The 19066-nt window shown below is 68.2% G+C and carries 15 protein-coding genes; 5 read left to right on the top strand and 10 right to left on the bottom strand.

All coding sequences use genetic code 11. The annotated features are described in order from the left end of the window. Window positions 1-189: 189 nt before the first annotated feature. The gene (leuA, locus tag AC1Q6V_RS09300; protein ID WP_011616342.1) at window positions 190-1887 is read right to left on the bottom strand and encodes a 2-isopropylmalate synthase; all 1698 of its coding nucleotides are present in this window, start codon (window positions 1885-1887) and stop codon (window positions 190-192) included. Between the two features lie 591 nt (window positions 1888-2478). Between leuA and AC1Q6V_RS09295 the strand changes: the two genes are divergently transcribed. After that, window positions 2479-3828 carry an autotransporter outer membrane beta-barrel domain-containing protein gene (locus AC1Q6V_RS09295; RefSeq protein ID WP_454750631.1) on the top strand — a complete coding sequence of 450 codons (1350 nt, stop codon included), beginning with the start codon at window positions 2479-2481 and terminating at the stop codon, window positions 3826-3828. Window positions 3829-4205: 377 nt separating this feature from the next. On the opposite strand, the gene AC1Q6V_RS09290 is transcribed toward AC1Q6V_RS09295, so the two are convergent. The 4 genes from AC1Q6V_RS09290 to AC1Q6V_RS09275 all read right to left on the bottom strand — a co-directional run bounded on the left by AC1Q6V_RS09290 (window position 4206) and on the right by AC1Q6V_RS09275 (window position 8102). Beyond that, window positions 4206-4523 carry a DUF6587 family protein gene (locus AC1Q6V_RS09290; RefSeq protein WP_010814070.1) on the bottom strand — a complete coding sequence of 106 codons (318 nt, stop codon included), beginning with the start codon at window positions 4521-4523 and terminating at the stop codon, window positions 4206-4208. Window positions 4524-4537: 14 nt separating this feature from the next. Further along, window positions 4538-6394: a ferrous iron transport protein B gene (gene feoB / locus AC1Q6V_RS09285; protein WP_010814069.1), complete on the bottom strand. Its 1857-nt coding sequence runs from the start codon at window positions 6392-6394 to the stop codon at window positions 4538-4540. 15 nt (window positions 6395-6409) lie between these two features. After that, window positions 6410-6724 (bottom strand): FeoA family protein, encoded by a 315-nt coding sequence (locus AC1Q6V_RS09280; protein ID WP_454750646.1) that lies wholly within the window; start codon window positions 6722-6724, stop codon window positions 6410-6412. A 457-nt stretch (window positions 6725-7181) separates the two neighbouring features. After that, a complete protein-coding gene (locus tag AC1Q6V_RS09275) occupies window positions 7182-8102 on the bottom strand; it encodes a LysR family transcriptional regulator (RefSeq protein WP_454750632.1) in 921 nt (306 codons plus the stop codon). A gap of 120 nt (window positions 8103-8222) precedes the next feature. Here AC1Q6V_RS09275 and AC1Q6V_RS09270 point away from each other — a divergent pair, with 120 nt between their 5' ends. From AC1Q6V_RS09270 to AC1Q6V_RS09260, 3 genes are all read left to right on the top strand, one after another. Continuing rightward, window positions 8223-10019 carry an acyl-CoA dehydrogenase family protein gene (locus AC1Q6V_RS09270; protein ID WP_439672276.1) on the top strand — a complete coding sequence of 599 codons (1797 nt, stop codon included), beginning with the start codon at window positions 8223-8225 and terminating at the stop codon, window positions 10017-10019. A gap of 82 nt (window positions 10020-10101) precedes the next feature. After that, entirely contained in the window at window positions 10102-11076 is a 975-nt protein-coding gene (locus AC1Q6V_RS09265; RefSeq protein WP_010814065.1) for a Bug family tripartite tricarboxylate transporter substrate binding protein, read from the top strand. Between the two features lie 20 nt (window positions 11077-11096). Beyond that, on the top strand, window positions 11097-12218 hold the full coding sequence (locus AC1Q6V_RS09260; RefSeq protein WP_011616346.1) for a CaiB/BaiF CoA transferase family protein: 1122 nt from the start codon (window positions 11097-11099) through the stop codon (window positions 12216-12218). Between the two features lie 73 nt (window positions 12219-12291). On the opposite strand, the gene AC1Q6V_RS09255 is transcribed toward AC1Q6V_RS09260, so the two are convergent. The 4 genes from AC1Q6V_RS09255 to AC1Q6V_RS09240 all read right to left on the bottom strand — a co-directional run bounded on the left by AC1Q6V_RS09255 (window position 12292) and on the right by AC1Q6V_RS09240 (window position 17009). Beyond that, a complete protein-coding gene (locus AC1Q6V_RS09255; protein WP_010814063.1) occupies window positions 12292-13992 on the bottom strand; it encodes a lactate permease LctP family transporter in 1701 nt (566 codons plus the stop codon). A 94-nt stretch (window positions 13993-14086) separates the two neighbouring features. Continuing rightward, entirely contained in the window at window positions 14087-15532 is a 1446-nt protein-coding gene (locus tag AC1Q6V_RS09250) for a LutB/LldF family L-lactate oxidation iron-sulfur protein (RefSeq protein ID WP_010814062.1), read from the bottom strand. Further along, window positions 15529-16230 (bottom strand): LutC/YkgG family protein, encoded by a 702-nt coding sequence (locus AC1Q6V_RS09245; protein WP_439672281.1) that lies wholly within the window; start codon window positions 16228-16230, stop codon window positions 15529-15531. Before AC1Q6V_RS09245 ends, AC1Q6V_RS09250 begins: the two co-directional genes overlap by 4 nt. Next, entirely contained in the window at window positions 16227-17009 is a 783-nt protein-coding gene (locus AC1Q6V_RS09240; RefSeq protein ID WP_454750633.1) for a (Fe-S)-binding protein, read from the bottom strand. Before AC1Q6V_RS09240 ends, AC1Q6V_RS09245 begins: the two co-directional genes overlap by 4 nt. Window positions 17010-17135: 126 nt before the next feature. Between AC1Q6V_RS09240 and AC1Q6V_RS09235 the strand changes: the two genes are divergently transcribed. Next, window positions 17136-17861: a FadR/GntR family transcriptional regulator gene (locus tag AC1Q6V_RS09235; RefSeq protein WP_013951801.1), complete on the top strand. Its 726-nt coding sequence runs from the start codon at window positions 17136-17138 to the stop codon at window positions 17859-17861. Window positions 17862-17906: 45 nt separating this feature from the next. Here the strand turns inward: AC1Q6V_RS09235 and AC1Q6V_RS09230 are convergent, their stop codons facing one another. Continuing rightward, complete coding sequence (locus AC1Q6V_RS09230) at window positions 17907-18944, bottom strand: AI-2E family transporter (RefSeq protein ID WP_010814058.1); 1038 nt, start codon at window positions 18942-18944, stop codon at window positions 17907-17909. Between the last annotated feature and the right edge of the window lie 122 nt (window positions 18945-19066).

Below are 19066 nucleotides of genomic sequence, written 5' to 3'. Positions count from 1 at the left end.
CTTCTAAACACATGCGGAATTATTCGTGGCGCGGTGCGATGCTGCCCCTTACGCTGTGCGAAAGATCCGAGCACGCATGCAGCGTGTGCGGATCGGCACCGAGCATGTCGTGGGCGTCCGCAAGGGCGTCTTTCCGGGTGTGCCCCGTGGGGGCGGGGCACACCGGTTTTCTTGCGGCGGCTTGCGGTGTCAGGCGTCGGCGGCCTCGGCGGACTGCGGGGCCTGCGCCGCGCCAAAGCCGGCCTGCAGGTGCCGGTTCACGCCCGAGATCACCGCGCGCAGCGATGCCGTGACAAGGTTGGCGTCGATGCCGGCGCCGAACCCCGTCGGCGAATCGCCCACGCGCACTTCCACGTAGCAGGCCGCGCGTGCATCCGCGCCGGCGCTCATCGCATGCTCGTGGTAATCCATCACGCGTACCGGCAAGTCCAGCGCATTGACGAAGGCATCGATGGGCCCGTTGCCGGTGCCGCGCACGCTGCACGGCTTGCCGTCGCGCACCATCTGCACTTCGATCTCCGTGGCGCCGCCGCTGTCAGACACCAGCTGGTGCGATACATAGCGCAGCGGTGTCTGCTGCGCGAGGTACTCGCGCTGGAACAAACCATGAAGATCATCGGCACTCGCCTCGAGCCCGGTGTCGTCGGTCATGGCCTGCACCGCGCGGCTGAATTCGATCTGCAGGCGGCGCGGCATGTAGATGCCATGCACCTGCTCCAGCAGGTAGGCCATGCCGCCCTTGCCGGACTGGCTGTTGACGCGGATCACCGCGTCATAGCTGCGGCCCAGGTCGGCCGGGTCGATCGGCAGGTAGGGCACTTCCCAGATGCCGTCCGGCTGCTGCTGTGCAAAGCCCTTGCGGATCGCATCCTGGTGCGAGCCCGAGAACGCGGTGAATACCAGGTCGCCCACATACGGGTGGCGCGGATGGACCGGCAGCTGGTTGCAGTGCTCAACGCACTGGCGCACTGCGTCGATATCGGAGAAGTCCAGCCCGGGTGCCACGCCCTGCGTATAGAGGTTGAGCGCCAGCGTCACCAGGTCGACATTGCCGGTGCGCTCGCCGTTGCCGAACAGGCAGCCTTCGACGCGGTCCGCGCCCGCCATCAGCGCCAGCTCCGCGGCGGCCACCGCGGTGCCGCGGTCGTTGTGCGGGTGCACTGACAGCGCGATGTGTTCGCGCCGTGCCAGGCGGCGGTGCATCCATTCGACCTGGTCGGCGAACACGTTGGGCGTGCTGCATTCGACCGTGGTCGGCAGGTTCAGGATCATTGGCCGGTCCGGGCCGGCCTGCCAGGCGGCAGAGACGGCGTCGCTGACTTCCAGCGAGAAGTCGAGCTCGGCCAGGCTGAAAGTCTCGGGCGAATATTCATAGGCCCATGCCGTGCCAGGCATGGCATCGGTCAGCGACCTGATCAGGCGCGTGCCCGAGACCGCGACCTCCTTGATCTCTTCACGCGAGGCATTGAAGACGATGCGCCGCCAGGCTGGCGCGATCGGGTTGTACAGGTGCACCGTGGCCCGCGCTGCGCCGCGCACGGACTCGACGGTGCGGCGGATCAGGTCTTCGCGCGATTGCGTCAGCACCACGATGTTGACGTCTTCGGGGATGCGCTGCTCCTCGATCAGCATGCGCACGAAGTCGAAATCGGTCTGCGAGGCGGCGGGGAACGCCACTTCGATTTCCTTCAGGCCGATTTTCACCAGCTGCTCGAAGAAGCGCAGCTTGCGCGCCGGGTTCATCGGCTCGATCAGGGCCTGGTTGCCGTCGCGCAGGTCGGTGCTCATCCAGCGCGGTGCGCGCGTGATGGTGCGGGCGGGCCAGGTGCGGTCAGGGATGTCGACGGTGGCGGCGGGGTGGTACTTGGTGGCGGGATTGCTGAGCATACGGGGTCTCCTTCCTCGCTAAGGGAAGTAAAGGAAAAACGGAAGAAACGGTGGCGAAAGGCTGCCGAACTGCCACGGGGCACTAGGCCCGGCAACCGGTCGATAGGCTTAGCAGTAGCGAGGAAGCGCGCAGGGCGCGGCCCGATGCCAGGGCAGCCAGCACGCGCGCGCGGGCAGCGATGCGGGACGCATCGGCAGCCTGGCTGAGTGTGCTGGTGTAACGGTTCATCGTGCCTGGAGGAGGAGGGCCGGGGCCGCTCGTGGTTGGTGCGCATCCGGCAGGAGCCGGATGACTGGCAAAGGTTAGTCGACAAGGCCGGCCCCGGTCAAGCGTGGGGGAGCGCCGGGTGCGAACGTGGCCCGATCGGGCGACTGCCATGCGCGGGTTGCGCCAAACGGCTGGGGCCAGGTTGCGGCCGGGATCCTGCCGGTCATGTTTGCCTCGCCCGAATGGCGGTGCCGCTGCGCTGAAAGGATGAATCACGCGCATGCTCTGTGCGCTGCGCCTCAGTCCTCTGGCCGGTATTGCGCTGGCACCTTTGTGCCTAGGCTGGTAGCGCGGGAAAAAACACATGACTGGGGGGGAACATCATGAGACTGAGAACGTGGGCATCCTGGCTGGCGGGCGCTGCCATGACCATGCTGCTGGCAGCGTGCGGTGGCGGCGGTAGTTCGAGCACGCCCGCCACGCCAAACGCAGGCGGTTCCACGCCGCTGACCTATACGGTGAAGATGAGCGTGACCTCGGGCGAGGTCGGCGTCGGCCGCACGATCACCATCAGCGCGCTGGCAGTGGACAGCAACGGCATCGACGTCTCCGGCAACACCACCTTCAACTGGACCAGTACCGACAGCGGCATTGCCACCGTGGAGCCGAGTGCCACCACGCCGGGCAGCGCCGTGGTCAAGGGCATTGCAACCGGGACGACCACCGTCCAGGTGGTGGCGAGCGTCAAGGGCGCCGACAACACCACGGTGCAGCTGCCCGCGCAATCCGCCACCATCACCGTGGTGCCGGCCTCGGCGCTGAGCTACAGCCTGGCGATCCCGAACAGCAGCCTGTCGATGAGCGACGGGCAGGAGCTGCCGGTCAAGGTATCGCTGGTCGACAGCAACGGCGCCGATGTGTCCGCCAGCGTCAACAGCTGGGCATGGTCCAGCAGCGGCTCCGCGGTCCAGGTCACTGCCAGCCAGAACAGCGCCACGCTGAAGGCGAGCAACAGCTCACCCACTGCCGTGGCCACGGCCAGTGTCTCGGTATCGGTGACAGCACCGGACGGGCATGCCATTGCCGGGCTGATCGCGGTGACAGTGCAGACGAACGGCGCCGCCGCCTATCGCGTGGTGACGATTAAGGGCGGCCGCGAGGTGAATGCGCTGCAGGTCTTCAGCAACCGTCCGGAAACCTTCACCTCGCGTGTGCTGCGCCACGATGGCCAGGACGTGACCGCGGAGTTCGACGGCGCCTGGACCTACACGGCGACCTCGGCCACGCTGTCCGCATCGGACGCGGCGGGTACGCATGACGCCACGGTCAGCACCAGCCTGGCCAACGACAAGGGTCCGGTCCAGAGCAGCCTGACGGTGACGGCTGTCAGCACCAGGCTCGGCGAACGCCGCAGCGCCACGCTGACGGTGACCGAGAACCCGGTCTGGGCGCTGGTTGGCGACAACCAGGATCCGATGACGCTGCTGCTGATGCCGCCGATGAGTATCCCGGTGACCGCGCGCATGAAGCACCTTGGCGACGATGCGCAGTACACCGCGTGCATCAACTGGGCGTGGACCAGCACCGGCCCGGTGGAGTTGTCGCCTGGCGTCGCGGATCATCAGAAGAACGTCACTGGCACAGCGCAGGGCGACTTCACTCTTACCGTGACCTGTAATGCCGTCGCCGACAATACGCCGCTGAAGCTGGTCTTCTACGGTACGGTCAAGTAAGCAGCAGGTTCCCGCGCCTGGCGAAACGCCCTCCATCCGGAGGGCGTTTCGCTTTGTGGGCAAATTGCAGGCTGCCGGCAAAGCGTACCCGTTTCTGCGTGACCGGCGCCAAGCGTTTCAGGTGCTGCCGGGGCAGGCCAGCATAGGCGTCGGGACAAGGCTGAGCCTGCCTTTGCGGGACGTCCCCTATATGCGCACCAGGCAAGCCAGTGCGCAAAGCGTACCCGTTTCTGCGTGCGAAAGTGCCAGCCCTTCCAGGCACGTTTTATCGCCGCTGGACAGCCTGCAGGCGAGCGCAAAGCGCTGCCTCCGCGCCGGGCGGAAGCAGCGGGCGTACCCGTTTCTGCGTGGATCTGTGGAGGAGGAAATCGCGCCGTTCAGCGCTTGGGCACGAAGCGAATCACCTGTTCGGCAGGCTTGTCCTGCGTGCCGGAGGTGGTGCCGGCGGTGTTGGATCCGCAGGTATTGCAGCCGCCGTCGTCGCAGCCGCTGGCGCAGCCCGCTGCGGCTTTCGGGGCCAGCCAGCGCACCAGCCGGGCACGCCAGCCGGTGGCGGCGCCGCCGCCCAGGCGCGCGGCCAGCGCCGCCTTGACGCGCTCGCGCGTGCGCGGCGCGTAGCGCGCGATCACCGACACCGCGCATGCCAGCACGATCAGCGGGACCAGCAGCGTTTCGATGGCGTGGTAGAGGGTCATGGCGGCGCGGTGCCTCAGCTGAACATCAGCGCGACGCGGTAGGTCACGAAGGCCGCCAGGTAGGCCAGCCCGGTCAGGTAGGCCGCCGACAGCGCCATCACCTTCCACGAGTCGGTCTCGCGCCGGATCACTGCCAGCGTGGAGATGCACTGCGGTGCGAACACGTACCAGGCCAGCAGCGACAGCGCGGTGGCCAGCGACCATTGCGCGGCGATCATCGGCGCCAGCTGCGTGGCCACGGTCTCTTCGCTGCCCGACAGCGCATAGACGGTAGCCAGCGCGCCCACGGCCACCTCGCGCGCGGCCAGGCCCGGCACCAGCGCAATGCAGATCTGCCAGTTGAAGCCCACCGGTGCGAACACCTTCTGCAGCGCATGGCCGATCATGCCGGCAAAGCTGTAGTCGATGGCCGGCGCGGTCGCGCCCACGGGCGCGGACGGGAAGGTCGACAGGAACCACAGCAGCACCGTCAGCGCCAGGATCACCTTGCCCACCCGCGACAGGAAGATGCGGGCACGCTCCCACAGGCCGATGGCCACATCGCGCGGATTGGGGATGCGGTACGACGGCAGCTCCATCAGCAGCGGATGGTCGGTGCGGTCGCGGCGGAAGAACTTGAGCGCGTAGGCCACCACCAGCGCGCTGACGATGCCGGCCACGTACAGCGCGAACAGCACCAGCCCCTGCAGGTTGAACAGGCCCATCACGGTGCGCTCGGGGATGAAGGCGCCGATCAGCAGCGCATACACCGGCAGCCGTGCCGAGCAGGTCATCAGCGGCGCCACCAGGATGGTGGTGAGCCGGTCGCGCGGGTCCTGGATGGTGCGCGTGGCCATGATGCCGGGGATGGCGCAGGCAAAGCTGGACAGCAACGGGATAAACGAGCGCCCCGACAGCCCCGCGCCCATCATCAGGCGGTCCAGCAGGAAGGCCGCGCGCGGCAGGTAGCCGGATTCCTCCAGCGTCAGGATGAACAGAAACAGGATCAGGATCTGCGGCAGGAACACCACCACGCTGCCCAGGCCTGCGACCAGGCCGTCGACCAGCAGGCTCTTGAGCATGCCGTCGGGCAGGTAGGCGCCCAGCATCTCGCCGACCCAGTGCACACCGCCCTCGATGCCGTCCATCAACGGCTCGGCCCACGAGAACACCGCCTGGAACATCAGGAACAGCAGCAGCGCCAGCAGCAGCAGGCCGATCACCGGATGCAGCACGATGCGGTCGAGGCGGTCATCCAGCGCGGCGGTGCGCGCCGGCATGCTGACCGCGGCCGCCAGCAGGCGGTTGACCTCGGCATGCACGTCAATGTCGTTGGCGGGTTCCGGCGTGACCGGCGGGGCCGGCGGCAGGGTGTCGTCAAGCAGGCTGACCAGTGTCGCGGCGCCGTCGCGCTTCACCGCCACGGTGCTGACCACCGGCACGCCCAGCGCGGCCGACAGCTTGTCGCGATCGATCTGGATGCCGCGCCGCGCGGCGGCGTCGCTCATATTGAGCACGACCACCATGGGCAGGCCCAGGCGGCGCAGTTCCAGCACGAAGCGCAGGTGCAGGCGCAGGTTGGTCGCATCGACCACCGACACCAGCAGGTCCGGGCGCTGCTCGCCGGCACGCCTGCCCAGGCAGACATCGCGCGTGATGGCTTCATCGAGGCTGGCCGCGTGCAGGCTGTAGGCGCCCGGCAGGTCCAGGATGCGCACCTGGCGCCCGGCCGGCGACACGAAGTAGCCTTCCTTGCGCTCGACGGTCACGCCCGCATAGTTGGCCACCTTCTGGCGGCTGCCGGTCAGGCGGTTGAACAGTGCGGTCTTGCCGCAATTGGGATTGCCGACCAGCGCAATGCGCAGGGCGGAAGTGGAAGGAGCTGCAGACATAATCCGGGGGAAGGCTCAGGCAGTCCGTTTTGCGGACGGTTTGGCGGTCTGGTCGCCGCCCTGCGTGGCGGGGGCGATGCTGGTGACCGAGGCGCTGGCGACCGCTACGCCGATGCGTGCCGCTTCCGAGCGGCGCAGCGCAAAGCGGGTGAAGCCTACCTGTGCCACCAGCGGGTCCATGCCGAAGGGGCCGTAGGCGATGATCTGTACGGCTTCACCGGGGACGAAGCCCAGTTCGCGCAGGCGGCGCGCGATCGGGTCTCCCGGGGTGGCGTCGTCCACCGATTGCACAACGGCGGGCGTGCGCCGTGGAAGTTCAGACAACCGCATCATGCTTCCAGTCCGTGGCGCGGTCTGCCGCCAAGCGGTCAGCGCGACCACGCCGGGGTGTGTAAATGAAAATCGTTTTCATTGTATCGTAATTGAGGCATGGCGTTGCCCCTCAAAGGGCGGGCACGCCGGCCTGCTGCCGCCATCATTGCGCCGCAGGAGGCAAATGATAACCGTTCGGGGTATGGGTGGCTGGGGGGCGCGGGCGGCCTTGGCAACGTTTCCCGGGCCTGGCGTCACGCGCGACCGGTGCCGCAGGGCGCGGGTAGAAGTGTAGAAGGCTGCGCATGAATTCAGCCTGATGCAGCACAGTTCGGCTTTGCGAAGCCGAATGCAACCAGCCTCATGCAGCGCCAATCAATTACTGCATTTGCGTTATTGGATGCCGTAAGCGGGCAGGGTTAAGCTTCAAGCACGCTGAACACCCCGTTCCACGCGTACTTCACAAGCCATCGGTCTATGGACCGGTGGCTTTTTCTTTGGGGCTGCCGTGGGCGGCGGCTGTCATCTCCCGCACCATGCCGACGAAATGGTCGCGCGCCGGATGGTCCGGCGCCGTCTTCCACGCGCAGTAGACCTCCGAGCGTACCGACGAGTCGGCCAGTGGCCGGAACGCGGCCCCGGCCATGCCGGAGCGCGCCAGCGCCGCCGGCACCACCGCCACGCCCATTCCCTGCGACACCAGCGACACCACCGACAGCCAGTGCCGGACTTCATGCCGGATCTGCGGGTAGAAGCCCTGCGCCGCGCACATGTCGAAGATGCGGCTGTAGTAGTCCGGCGAGGCCTTGCGCGAGAACAGCACGAATGGCTTGCCGCGCAATGCCGCCAGCGGCAACTCCGGCAGCGCGGCCAGCGCATGGTCGGCCGGCAGGCAGCAGACAAAGGGCTCGCTGTGCACCAGCGTAGCCTGCAGCGTGTCCGGCACGCGGCCGGTGTGGATAAAGGCGACGTCGAGTTCGTCGTGCAGCAGCGCGTCGGTCTGCTCCTGCGAGTTGAGCTCGGTCAGCGCCACCTGGATGCCGGGATAGGCCGCCTGGAACGCGCGCAGCGTCTGTGGCAAGCCGCGATACAGCATCGAGCCGACAAAGCCCACCCGCAGCCGCCCGATCGCGCCCGCCTCGATCTCGCGTGCCAGCACCCGCGCCGCCTCAGCCTGCGCCAGCAGCGCCGTGGCCGATTCGCGGAAGGCCCGTCCGGCCGCGGTCAGCCGCACGCCGCGGCTGTCGCGGTCGAACAGCCGCGCCCCGACCGAGGCCTCCAGCTGCTGGATATTGAGCGACAGCGGCGGCTGGGAAATGGCAAGCCGGCGCGCGGCACGCCCGAAGTGCAGTTCCTCGGCCAGCACGAGGAAGTAACGCAGGTGGCGGAATTCCATGGCGATACAGAATTTATATTGATCAAGCCAATTTTAGAATTAGACGCGAATCCTTGGGGTTTCAATAATGGAGGTCAAAGGGGCCGCAAGCCGGCACCGTCCAATCCCAGGAGACCCGCCATGCCATCCAGCGCCGTGCGCGACACCACACTTCAAGCCCCTTGCGCCGCACCGGCCGCTGCCCACCCGGTACCGGACCGCCAGGGCGGCAGCCTGTTTGCCGCCGACCCCGACCTGCGCGCGCTGCTGCCGCTCTACCTGCCGCCCGACCTGTTCAACCACCTGCTGCCGCACCTGGAGCGCATGGGTGCGCTGGCCGGCGGCGTGCTCGACGAACTGGCCGGCGTGGCCGACCGCCATCCCCCCGAACTCACCTACCGTACCCGCGCGGGCGTGGATGCGCAGCGCATCGACAAGCATCCGGCCTATGTGGAGATGGAGCGCGTGGCCTTTGCCGAATTCGGCCTGGCGGCGGCGTCGCATCGCGGCGGGGTGCTGGGCTGGGACAAGCCCATGCCGCCAGCGGCTAAGTACGCACTCACATATCTGTTTGTGCAGGCCGAGTTCGGCCTGTGCTGCCCGCTCTCGATGACCGATTCGCTGACGCGCACGCTGCGCAAGTTCGGCGACCCGGCGCTGGTCGGGCGCTACCTGCCCAACCTGACCACCCAGGTGTTCGATGATCTGTACCAGGGCGCGATGTTCATGACCGAGCAGGGCGCCGGCTCCGACGTCGCCGCCACTGCCACCCGCGCGGTGCGCGACGCTTCGGCCGAGGGCGGCTGGCGCCTGCTGGGCGACAAGTGGTTCTGCTCCAACCCCGATGCCGCGCTGGCGATGGTGCTGGCGCGCGTGGAGGATGAGGCCGGCAACGCCGTGCCGGGCCACAAGGGCGTGTCGCTGTTCCTGCTGCCGCGCAAGCTGGCCGATGGCAGCGACAACCACTACCGCATCATCCGCCTGAAGGACAAGCTGGGCACGCGCTCGATGGCCAGCGGCGAAATCCGGCTGGAAGGCGCGCATGCCTGGCTGGTCGGCGAACCCGGCCGCGGCTTCGTGCAGATGGCCGACATGATCAACAACTCGCGCCTGTCCAACGGCGTGCGCGCCGCCGGCCTGATGCGCCGCGCGCTGACCGAGGGCCTGTTCATCGCACGCGAGCGCCAGGCGTTCGGCAAGCGCCTGCAGGACATGCCGCTGATGCGCCGCCAGCTGCTCAAGCTGACCCTGCCCACCGAGCAGGCGCGCACCATGGTGTTCCAGACCGCCGAAGCGCTGCGCCGCGCAGATGCCGGCGAGGCCGACGCCTACCCGCTGATGCGCATCCTGACGCCGCTGATCAAGTTCCGCGCCTGCCGCGATGCGCGCAAGGTCACCGGCGACGCCATGGAGATCCGCGGCGGCTGCGGCTATATCGAGGAATGGAGTGATCCGCGCCTGGTGCGCGACGCCCACCTTGGCTCGATCTGGGAGGGCACCAGCAATATCGTTGCGCTCGACGTGCTGCGCGCGGTCCGCCGCGAAGGCGCGCTGCCGGTGCTGCAGGCACACCTGGCTGGCCTGCTGGCCGATACGCCGATGCATGCGGCGGCGCGTGCCGTGTTCGAACGCGCCATCGCCGCCGCTGCGAATCTGGCCGCGCAAGCCGCTGAGGCCGGCGCCGACGGCGAACTGCTGGCGCGCCAGGCGGCCTCGGCGCTGTACCACGTCACCAGCGCGGTGGCGATGGCCTGGGAGGCCGGGCGCATCGGCTCGGTGCGCCGCATGCGGCTGGCGCAGCTGGTGCTGCGCCATCGCGTGCTGCCGCAGGACCCGCTGGCCGCGCAGGCCGAGCCCGAATGGCTGGCCGAGACCGTCGCGCCGGTTGACGGCACCGTGCGTGCCGCCGGCGCGGTCGACCAGGTCAACGTGTTCTGACCGGATCCACGTCCGGCACCAATCCCCCGCAAAACTATCCTGCCCCGAGGCGGGAGACGTCCTATACCCAGGAGACAACGCCATGAAACTCTGGCACCGCGTAGCGGCCATCGCCGCCTGCTCGCTCTTTATCGCCCCCGCCTTCGCGCAGAAGGACTTTCCGTCCAAGCCGATCATGATGGTCGTCACCTACCCGCCGGGTGGCCCCACCGATGCCATGGCGCGCACGCTTGCCGCTGCGCTCAAGACCAGCCTTGGCCAGCCGGTGGTGGTGGAAAACCGCGCCGGCGCCGGCGGCAACATCGGTGCCGAGGTGGTGGCGCGCGCCGAGCCCGACGGCTACACGCTGATGTTCGGCACCTCGGCGCCGCTGGCGATCAACGTCAGCCTGTACCGCAAGATCAACTACGACCCGGTCAAGAGCTTCGCGCCGGTGATCCAGATCGGCCAGCTGCCCAATGTACTGGTGGTCAACCCGTCCGTGCCGGCGAAGAACGTCGCGGAGCTGATCGCCTATGGCAAGGCGCACCCGGGCAAGCTGACCTATGCCTCGTCCGGCAACGGCGCCTCGTCGCACCTGGCGGGGGTGCTGTTCAACAACGTCACCGGCACCGATTTCCAGCACATCCCGTACAAGGGCACCGGTCCCGCGCTGAACGACCTGCTGGGCGGGCAGGTCAGCATGACCTTCACCGATGTGCTGACCGCGATGCCCTTCATCAAGAGCGGCAAGGTGCGCGCACTGGGCGTCACCACCAAGGCGCGCTCGCAGGCGCTGCCGGATGTGCCGACCGTGGCCGAGCAGGGCGTGCCAGGTTTCGATGTATCGGTGTTCTTCGGCGTGGTCGCGCCCGCCGGCACGCCGCCCGAAGTGATCGGCAAGCTCAACCGTGCCTTTGCCGATGCGCTCAAGCAGCCCGAGGTGCGCAAGACCCTGCAGGCGCAGGGCCTGGAGTTCGCGCCGTCGACCACGCCCGAGCAGCTTGGCGGCTTCGTCAAGGCCGAGGTCGGCAAGTGGCGCGCCGTGGTGCAGAAGTCCGGCGCCCAGCTTGACTGAACCGCACAGGAAAACCAGCCATGACCCAAACCAGCCCCGGCGCGCTCGCCGGCATCCGCGTGGTCGACCTGTCGCGCATCCTGGGCGGCCCGTACTGCGGCCAGATCCTGGGCGACCACGGCGCCGACGTGCTCAAGATCGAACCGCCGCAGGGCGACGACACCCGCACCTGGGGGCCGCCGTTCAAGGACGGCGTGGCCTCTTACTACTTCGGCCTGAACCGCAACAAGCGCGTGATGCGGCTGGACCTGACCGCCGAGGCGGATCGTGAAGTCCTGCTTGCGCTGCTGGCCGAGGCCGACGTGCTGGTCGAGAACTTCAAGACCGGCACCATGGAGAAGTGGGGGCTGGGCTACGACACGCTGTCCGCGCGCTTCCCGCGGCTGGTCCATTGCCGCGTGTCCGGCTTCGGCGCGGATGGCCCGCTGGGCGGCCTGCCCGGCTACGACGCCGCCATCCAGGCCATGTCCGGCATCATGAGCATCAACGGCGAGGCCGATGGCGATCCGCTGCGCGTGGGTTTGCCGGTGGTGGACATGGTGACCGGCCTGAACGCCGTGATCGGCGTACTGCTGGCACTGCAGGAGCGCGCGCGCAGCGGGCGCGGCCAGTTCGTCGAGGCCGCGCTCTATGACTCCGGCCTGTCGCTGCTGCATCCGCATGCGGCCAACTGGTTCATGAGCGGCAAGACGCCGCAGCGCACCGGCAATGCGCATCCCAACATCTACCCGTACGACACGGTGGCGACCGCCACCGACCCGATCTTCCTGGCGGTGGGCAACGACCGGCAGTTCCGCATCCTGTGCGAGCACCTGCGGCTGCCTGCACTGGCCGATGACGAGCGCTATGCCACGGCGGGCGCGCGCTCGGTGAACCGCGTGGCGCTGAAGGCGGAACTGGAAGCCAGGCTGTGCGAGTTCGATGGCAAGGTGCTGGCCGACGAGCTGGTGGCCGCGGGCGTGCCCTGCGCGCCGGTGCTGTCCGTGGCCGACGCCTTGCAGCATCCGCATACGCAGCACCGCGAGATGGTGGTGGAGATGGAGGGTGGCTACAAAGGGCTGGGTGCGCCGGTCAAGCTGAGCCGGACGCCGGCGACGTACCGGTATGCGCCGCTCACCGAAGGGGACGAGTTCCTGGATTAGACGCGACGTTGCCGCGCGGCAAACGAAAAGGCGGCCATATGGCCGCCTTTCTTCATTGATTCCGGCTAGCTCATCACCCCGGGATCATCCCCGGCAACAGGTAAGCCTGCACCACCGTCATGATGCCGATGATCACGGCAAACAGCAGGCTGTGCTTGACCGTGAAGCGGAACAGCTCCGACTCCTTGCCCACCAGCCCGGTCGCCGCGCAGGCCACGGCGATCGATTGCGGCGAGATCATCTTGGCCGTGACGCCGCCGGTGGTGTTGGCGGCGACCAGCAGCGTGTCCGACACGCCGATCTGATGCGCCGTGGTGTTCTGCAGCGCGCAGAACAGCGCATTGGACGAAGTGTCCGAACCGGTCAGGAACACCCCCAGCCAGCCCAGGAACGGCGAGAAGAACGGGAAGGCCGCGCCGGTGCCGGCCAGCAGCAGCGCCAGTGTCGACGACATGCCGGAGTAGTTGGCGACAAAGGCGAATGCCAGCACCAGGCCGATCGACAGCACCGGGCGCGCCAGTTCCACCAGGGTCTCGGCAAAGGTGGCCAGCAGCGTGCGCGGCTTCATGCGCAGCAGCACCGCCGAGATCAGAGCGGTCAGCAGGATGGCGGTGCCGACGGCGGAGAGCAGGTCGAGCTTCAGCACCGCGTCATAGGCCTTGGGCGTGGCCACGATCGGCGCGGCCTTGATCACCATCTGGTCCAGCCCGGGGATCTTGAACTTCAGCACCGTTCCCGCCAGCGCGCCATTGGCCGCGAACAGCGCCTTGAACGGCTGCAGGCTCCACACCGTGACGATGGCGGTCAGGATGCCGAACGGCGCCCACGCGCGCAGCGTCTGCGCCAGGGTGTAGGGCGAAGCCTTGCGGCTGGACATCGCACCGCCGAAGCCGCCGCCGAAGCCAGCCAGCGCGACGGTGCCGCCGCTGACATTGCCGCCGGCACGCTGCGACGCGCTGCGCGGCTGCCATACCTTCAGGAACGCGGCCAGCGACACCAGGCTGACCAGTGCCGAAGTGATGTCCGGCAGTTCGGGCCCGATATGGTTGGAGGTGAAGTACTGCGTCACGGCAAAGCTGCCGCCGCACACCAGCGCCGCCGGCCACGTCTCGCGCACGCCCTTGGCGCCGTCCATCATGAACACCAGCCAGAACGGCACCAGCAGTGACAGCAGCGGCAGCTGGCGGCCGGCCATGGCGCCGATATGGAAGGGATCGATGCCCGTGACCTGACCGGCCACGATGATGGGGATGCCCATCGCGCCGAACGCCACCGGCGCGGTATTGGCGATCAGGCACAGGCCCGCCGCATACAGCGGGTTGAAGCCCAGGCCCACCAGCAGCGCCGCGGTGATCGCCACCGGCGCGCCGAAGCCCGCCGCGCCTTCCAGAAAGGCGCCGAAGGCAAAGCCGATCAGCAGCATCTGCAGGCGCTGGTCGTCGGTAATCGACAGCACCGAGGCGCGGATCACGTCGAACTGGCCGGTCTTGACCACGATCTTGTAGAGGAACACCGCGGTCACGATGATCCATGCAATCGGCCACAGCCCATAGGCAAAGCCGAAGCCGGCCGAGGCCAGCGCCTGCTGCGCAGGCATGCCGTAGGCGAAGATCGCCACGGCCAGCGCCAATAGCAGCGTCACGGCCGCGGCGACATGGCCCTTCATGCGCCAGACGGCCAGCGCAATGAAGAAGAACAGTATGGGAATGGCTGCCGCCAGCGACGACAGCCACAGGCTGCCCAGCGGTGTATAGAGTTGGGTCCAGGGTTGCACGGTTTAGTCTCCTGCTTCGGTGGTGTTTCGGGAAATCTTTGTTTTGTTGGTGAACACAGCCGCGAGCGGTTCCGCTCGCGCCCGTGATGACGGATTACTCCGGCTGCCCCTTCTCCTTCAGCAAGTCCGCCAGGCTCTTCGCCGCCGGCTTCAGCGGCGTGCGGTGCTGCGTCCATCCCATCTGCTTCGACGGCGTCAGCGCGCGCAGCCGCGTGGCGGCCCAGCGGAACAGCCGGTACGTCGCCGGGTGCGAATACGCGCCGCTCCAGAAACGCCACACCAGGTGCTCGCCGCGGCTGTACTTGGCGCCTTGTCCGCGCAGCGGGTTGACGACCTGCTCTGCGGGATCACGGTTGGCCTCGGTGCGCAGGCGCACCAGCAATTGCGGAATCGGAATGCGCACCGGGCAAACTTCGCCGCAGGCGCCGCACAGGCTCGAGGCGGTGGCCAGGTCGGCGGTGGCGTCCAGCCCCAGCAGGTGCGGCGAGATGATCTTGCCGATGGGGCCGGGATAGGTCGTGCCGTAGGCGTGGCCGCCGATGCGCGTGTAGACCGGGCAGTGGTTCATGCATGCGCCGCAGCGGATGCATTGCAGCGTGGCGCGCAGCTGCGTGTCGGCATAGGCCTGGGTGCGGCCGTTGTCGAGCAGCACCAGGTGGACCTCGCGCGGGCCGTCGCGCTCGCCGGCGCGGCGCGGCCCGGAGATCAGGTTGAAGTAGGTGGTGATGGCCTGCCCGGTGGCCGAGCGCGTCAGCAGCGTGGACAGCGGCACGATATGCTCCAGCCGGGCCACGACCTTCTCCATGCCCATGATGGCGATATGCACGTCGGGCACGGTGGTGGAAAGCCGGCCGTTGCCTTCGTTCTCCACCAGCCACAGCGTGCCGGTGTCCGCGGCTGCGAAGTTCACGCCGGACAAGCCGATATCCGCTTCGACAAAGGCCTGGCGCAGCGCACGGCGGCCGGTCTGGATCAGCGCGTCGACATCCTCGGTATAGGGCGTGTCGGGGATATGCGCCTGGAACAGCTGCGCGATATCGCCCTTGGTCTTGTGGATCGCCGGCATCACGATATGCGAGGGCTTTTCGCCGGCCAGCTGGACGATGTACTCGCCCATGTCCGACTCGATGCAGTCCACGCCGCGCTCGGCCAGGTAATGGTTCAGCTCGATCTCCTCGCTGGCCATCGACTTGCCCTTGATCACGCGCTGCGCCTGCTTCGATGCCGCGATGCGGTGGATGATCGCGTTGGCTTCGTCGGCGTTCTCGGCCCAGTGCACCTGCACGCCGGCGGCGGTGAGCTTTGCCTCCAGCTGCACCAGCAGGTCCGGCAGGTTGGCCAGCGCGTGCTGGCGCACCGCCTCGCCCAGGTCGCGCAAGCGTTCCAGCTCATCCGCGTCGGGGAACTGCGCCAGGCGCTTGCCCTGCAGGAAGTCCATCGCGCCGCGGAAACTCTGGCGCAGCTTGGGATCGTCCAGCGCTTCGCGGGCGCGTGCCTTGAAGTCCTGCGGCGGAACAAAATTCAGTGCGTGCTGGCTCATTGCCCGGCCTCCGCAGTGTCGGTCTCGATCACGACCCACAGCCGGCGCGGACCATGCGCGCCGTAGGCCAGCGTCTGCTGGATGTCGGAGGTCTTGGAGGGGCCGGAGATCAGCACCAGGTTGGCCGGCATGCCTTCGGACCAGCGCTCGGTGCGCACGGCCATATGCAGGTCGGCGTGCAGCGTCGAGGCGCGCACCAGCGCGACATGCAGCGGCGGCACCAGCGACACCGTGCGTGGCGAGCCTGCATCGGGCGCGACCACCAGCGTGCCGGTGGCGGCAATGCCGGAGCGCGCCACGGTGAAGCCGGCATCGATGGTGTCGAACAGCTCCGCCTTCCACGCTTCGATCGGGCGGTCGTAGCCGATGGCTTCGATGTGGGCCGGCAAGGCGGCCGCCAGTGCGGCACCGGCCTGGCTGGCGGGATCAAGCAGCAGGCGCTTCACGCCGGCATTGGCCAGCTCAGTGGCCAGCAATGCCGGCCAGGCCGCTTCGCTGGCGCACCAGACCTCGGCATGCAGCCCTTGCAGTGCCGCCTGCATCGCGCCGGCCAGTTCGCCAACGGCTGGCGTGCCATGGCGGCGTGCCTCGAAATGGCCGTCGATGCGGCGGTCGAGTTCCGCGGTGCCTGGGGACGGTGCAGGCGCGGCGGCGCGCAGCCGGCCGAGCATGCGTTCGCGGGCGCCGGGCGTGCTCATGCGGCACCTCCGCTACGGCGCCACAGGAAGGTGGCCAGGTGCTCCACCTGCAGCGGGGCGCGGTCATGCGCCGCGGTATGGCCGATATTGAGCAGGCAGCCGCAGTCGGCCGAGACCAGCCGGTCGCAGCCGGTGGCGCAGGCCGAGGCCACCTTGTCGCGCACCATGGCGCCGGAGATATCGGGATGCTTGAGCGAGAAGGTGCCGCCGAAGCCGCAGCATTCTGATTCGCGTTCATGCTCCACGCGGGTCACGCCCGGCAGCGCGTCGACCAGGGCCACGCCGTGCTGGCGCGTACCCATTTCTCGACGGGCGCCGCACGAGGTATGCAGCACGATGCGCTCCTGCGCCTGGCCCGCCGCTGCGGCATCGCCAAAGTCCACCTTCAGCACATGCAGCAGGAATTCGCCCAGTTCATAGATGCGTCCGGCCAGTTCCAGTGCCTTGGGGCCGGCCACCGGATCGTCGGCAAAGAGCTGCCGCCAGTGGTGGCGCATCATGCCCGCGCATGAGCCCGATGGCACGATCACCGGCCAGGGCTGGCTGAACAGGTCGAGTTGGGCGCGCGCCACCGCACGGGCCGCGTCGGGGTTGCCGCTGCTGTAGGCGGGCTGGCCGCAGCAACTCTGGCCGCGCGGGAAGTGCACGGTGAGCCCTTCGCGTTCAAGCAACCGCACGGCGTCGAGGCCGGCCTGCGGCACGAACATGTCGACCAGGCAGGTGGCAAACAGGTAGGCCTGCGTGGGGGCAGGGCCGGTGGGGTACTGACGATCCTTCATGTCTCGCTCCGGACGTGCTGGGGTCGCACGTTTCGGCGCATAATTCCCGCTTCCGCGCGGCGGTACAAATTGGTTGGACCAATCTGCCCGACGACGCGCGCAAGCTCAGGAGCGAGGACACACGGCATGACGGCAGCGGCAGCAAGGCACGGGCGCACCCGCGGACGCGTGGAGTCGGTCATGCGCCGGATCGAGACCGCGCTGCTCGACGGCACTTGGCCGCCCGGCACGCGGCTGCCGGCCGAGCGGGTGCTGGCCGGGCAATACGAGGTGGCGCGCAACACCGTGCGCGAGGCGATCCAGCGCCTGGCCGCGCGCGGCCTGCTGCAGAGCCGGCGCGGTGCCGGGGTCTACGCCACCGACCAGCTGCGCGCCGGCATTGCCTCGCCCTGGGGCCAGCTGGTGGCCGACCACCCCGCGCTGCGCGACGACATCCTGGAGTTCCGCCGCGTGCTGGAGGGCGCGACCGCGTATTTTGCGGCGCTGCGCGCGGATGCCGCTGACGTGAAGCGGATCCGCGCCCTGATGGCCGAGCTGGAACGCGCGCGCGCCGCCGACGACAAGCAGGCAGAGGCCGATGCCGATGCGCAGCTGCACGACGCCATTGCCCAGGCCTCGCACAACACCATGTTCCTGCACCTGCATACCAGCGTGATCGGCATGCTGCGCGAGCACATCACCATCAATGGCACCGGCCTGCGCGAACAGGACGACGGCGCGTCAGACCTGTTGCTGCTGCAGCATCGCACGCTGTGCGATGCGATTTGCGCGCGCCGCCCGGAAGAGGCGCGCACCGCCATGCAGACCCATATCGACTTCGTGCGCAGCCGGGTGGAGCAGGACGGCGCCTGAGCAGGCATTGGTCCTACCACCGCCGCGGCGAGCCGGCTGCGGCACTCAGATCAGTCCGGCGCCGGCCAGCTCCCGCTTCAGGTAGGCATAGAAGATAGGTCCGGCGATCACGCCCGGGATGCCGAACAGCGTTTCCATCAACAGCATCACCATCAGCAGTTCCCACGCCGCGGCCTGGATGCGCGCACCGATGATGCGCGCGTTCAGGAAGTACTCCAGCTTGTGGATCACCACCAGGAACACCAGCGACGCCACCGCGATCGGCAGCGACACCGACAGCGAGGCCACCACGATGGCCGTATTGGAAATCAGGTTGCCCAGCACCGGCAGCAGCCCGGCAACGAAGGTGATCACCACCAGCGTCTTGGTCAGCGGCAGGTGCACACCAAAGAGCGGCAGCATCAGCAGCAGGTAGATCGCCGTCAGCACGGTGTTGATGGTGGAGATCTGGATCTGCGCGAAGATGAACTGCGAGAACGCCTGCTGCAGCGTGCGTGCGCGCGCCACCAGCGCCGCGGCCAGCGGCCGGCGATTGGGCCGAACCACCGCGCGGTACAGCGCCACCATCGCGCCGATCACCAGCCCGATCAGGATATGCACCAGCGTGCGCAGCACCTCGGCGCCCAGCTTCTGCGCCATCGCGGCATGCTCGCGCAGCGTCTCGATCAGCGTGTTGGCCAGCTCGTCCACGCCCTTGGGCAGCGCATCGCTAAGCCACGGCGGCATCTGCCCGCGCGAGCGGTCGATGATGTCGGCCACATGGTTGAGCAGCCCGTCCAGGGTATTGCCTTCGCCACTGACAAAGCGCACCAGCAGCCAGCCCGCCAGCGTCAGCCCCAGCAGGATCAGCGCCGACAGGATGGCCACGGCCAGGGCGTCGTGGCGCTGGTGCAGGCGCTGCAGGCGCGGCGCCAGCACGTCCACCAGCGAGTACAGCAGCAGGCCGGACAGCAATGCCGCCACCAGGTTGGCGTGGAGCACGGTCCACAGCGCCAGGGCGGTCAGCAGGTAGGCGACGGTGCCGACGCTGTACCACGCGGCCGGCAGCAGGCGCGGGGTGGCGGTCGGGTCTGGGTCTTTCATCGGGGTCTCCGGCATGCAATTTGCTCAAAATTTATTCTGGATTCTCGCCGATCCAGATGTTGTTCCTGAGTCAGGCCGTGTGCGCTGAGGCGATGTTGGCATCACGGCACACGCAAAGGCTG

This window comes from Cupriavidus sp. GW823-FHT07B10 (assembly GCF_058794355.1).
The sequence above is the reverse complement of the archived record's forward strand: the minus strand, read 5'-3'. Positions and strand labels throughout refer to the sequence as shown.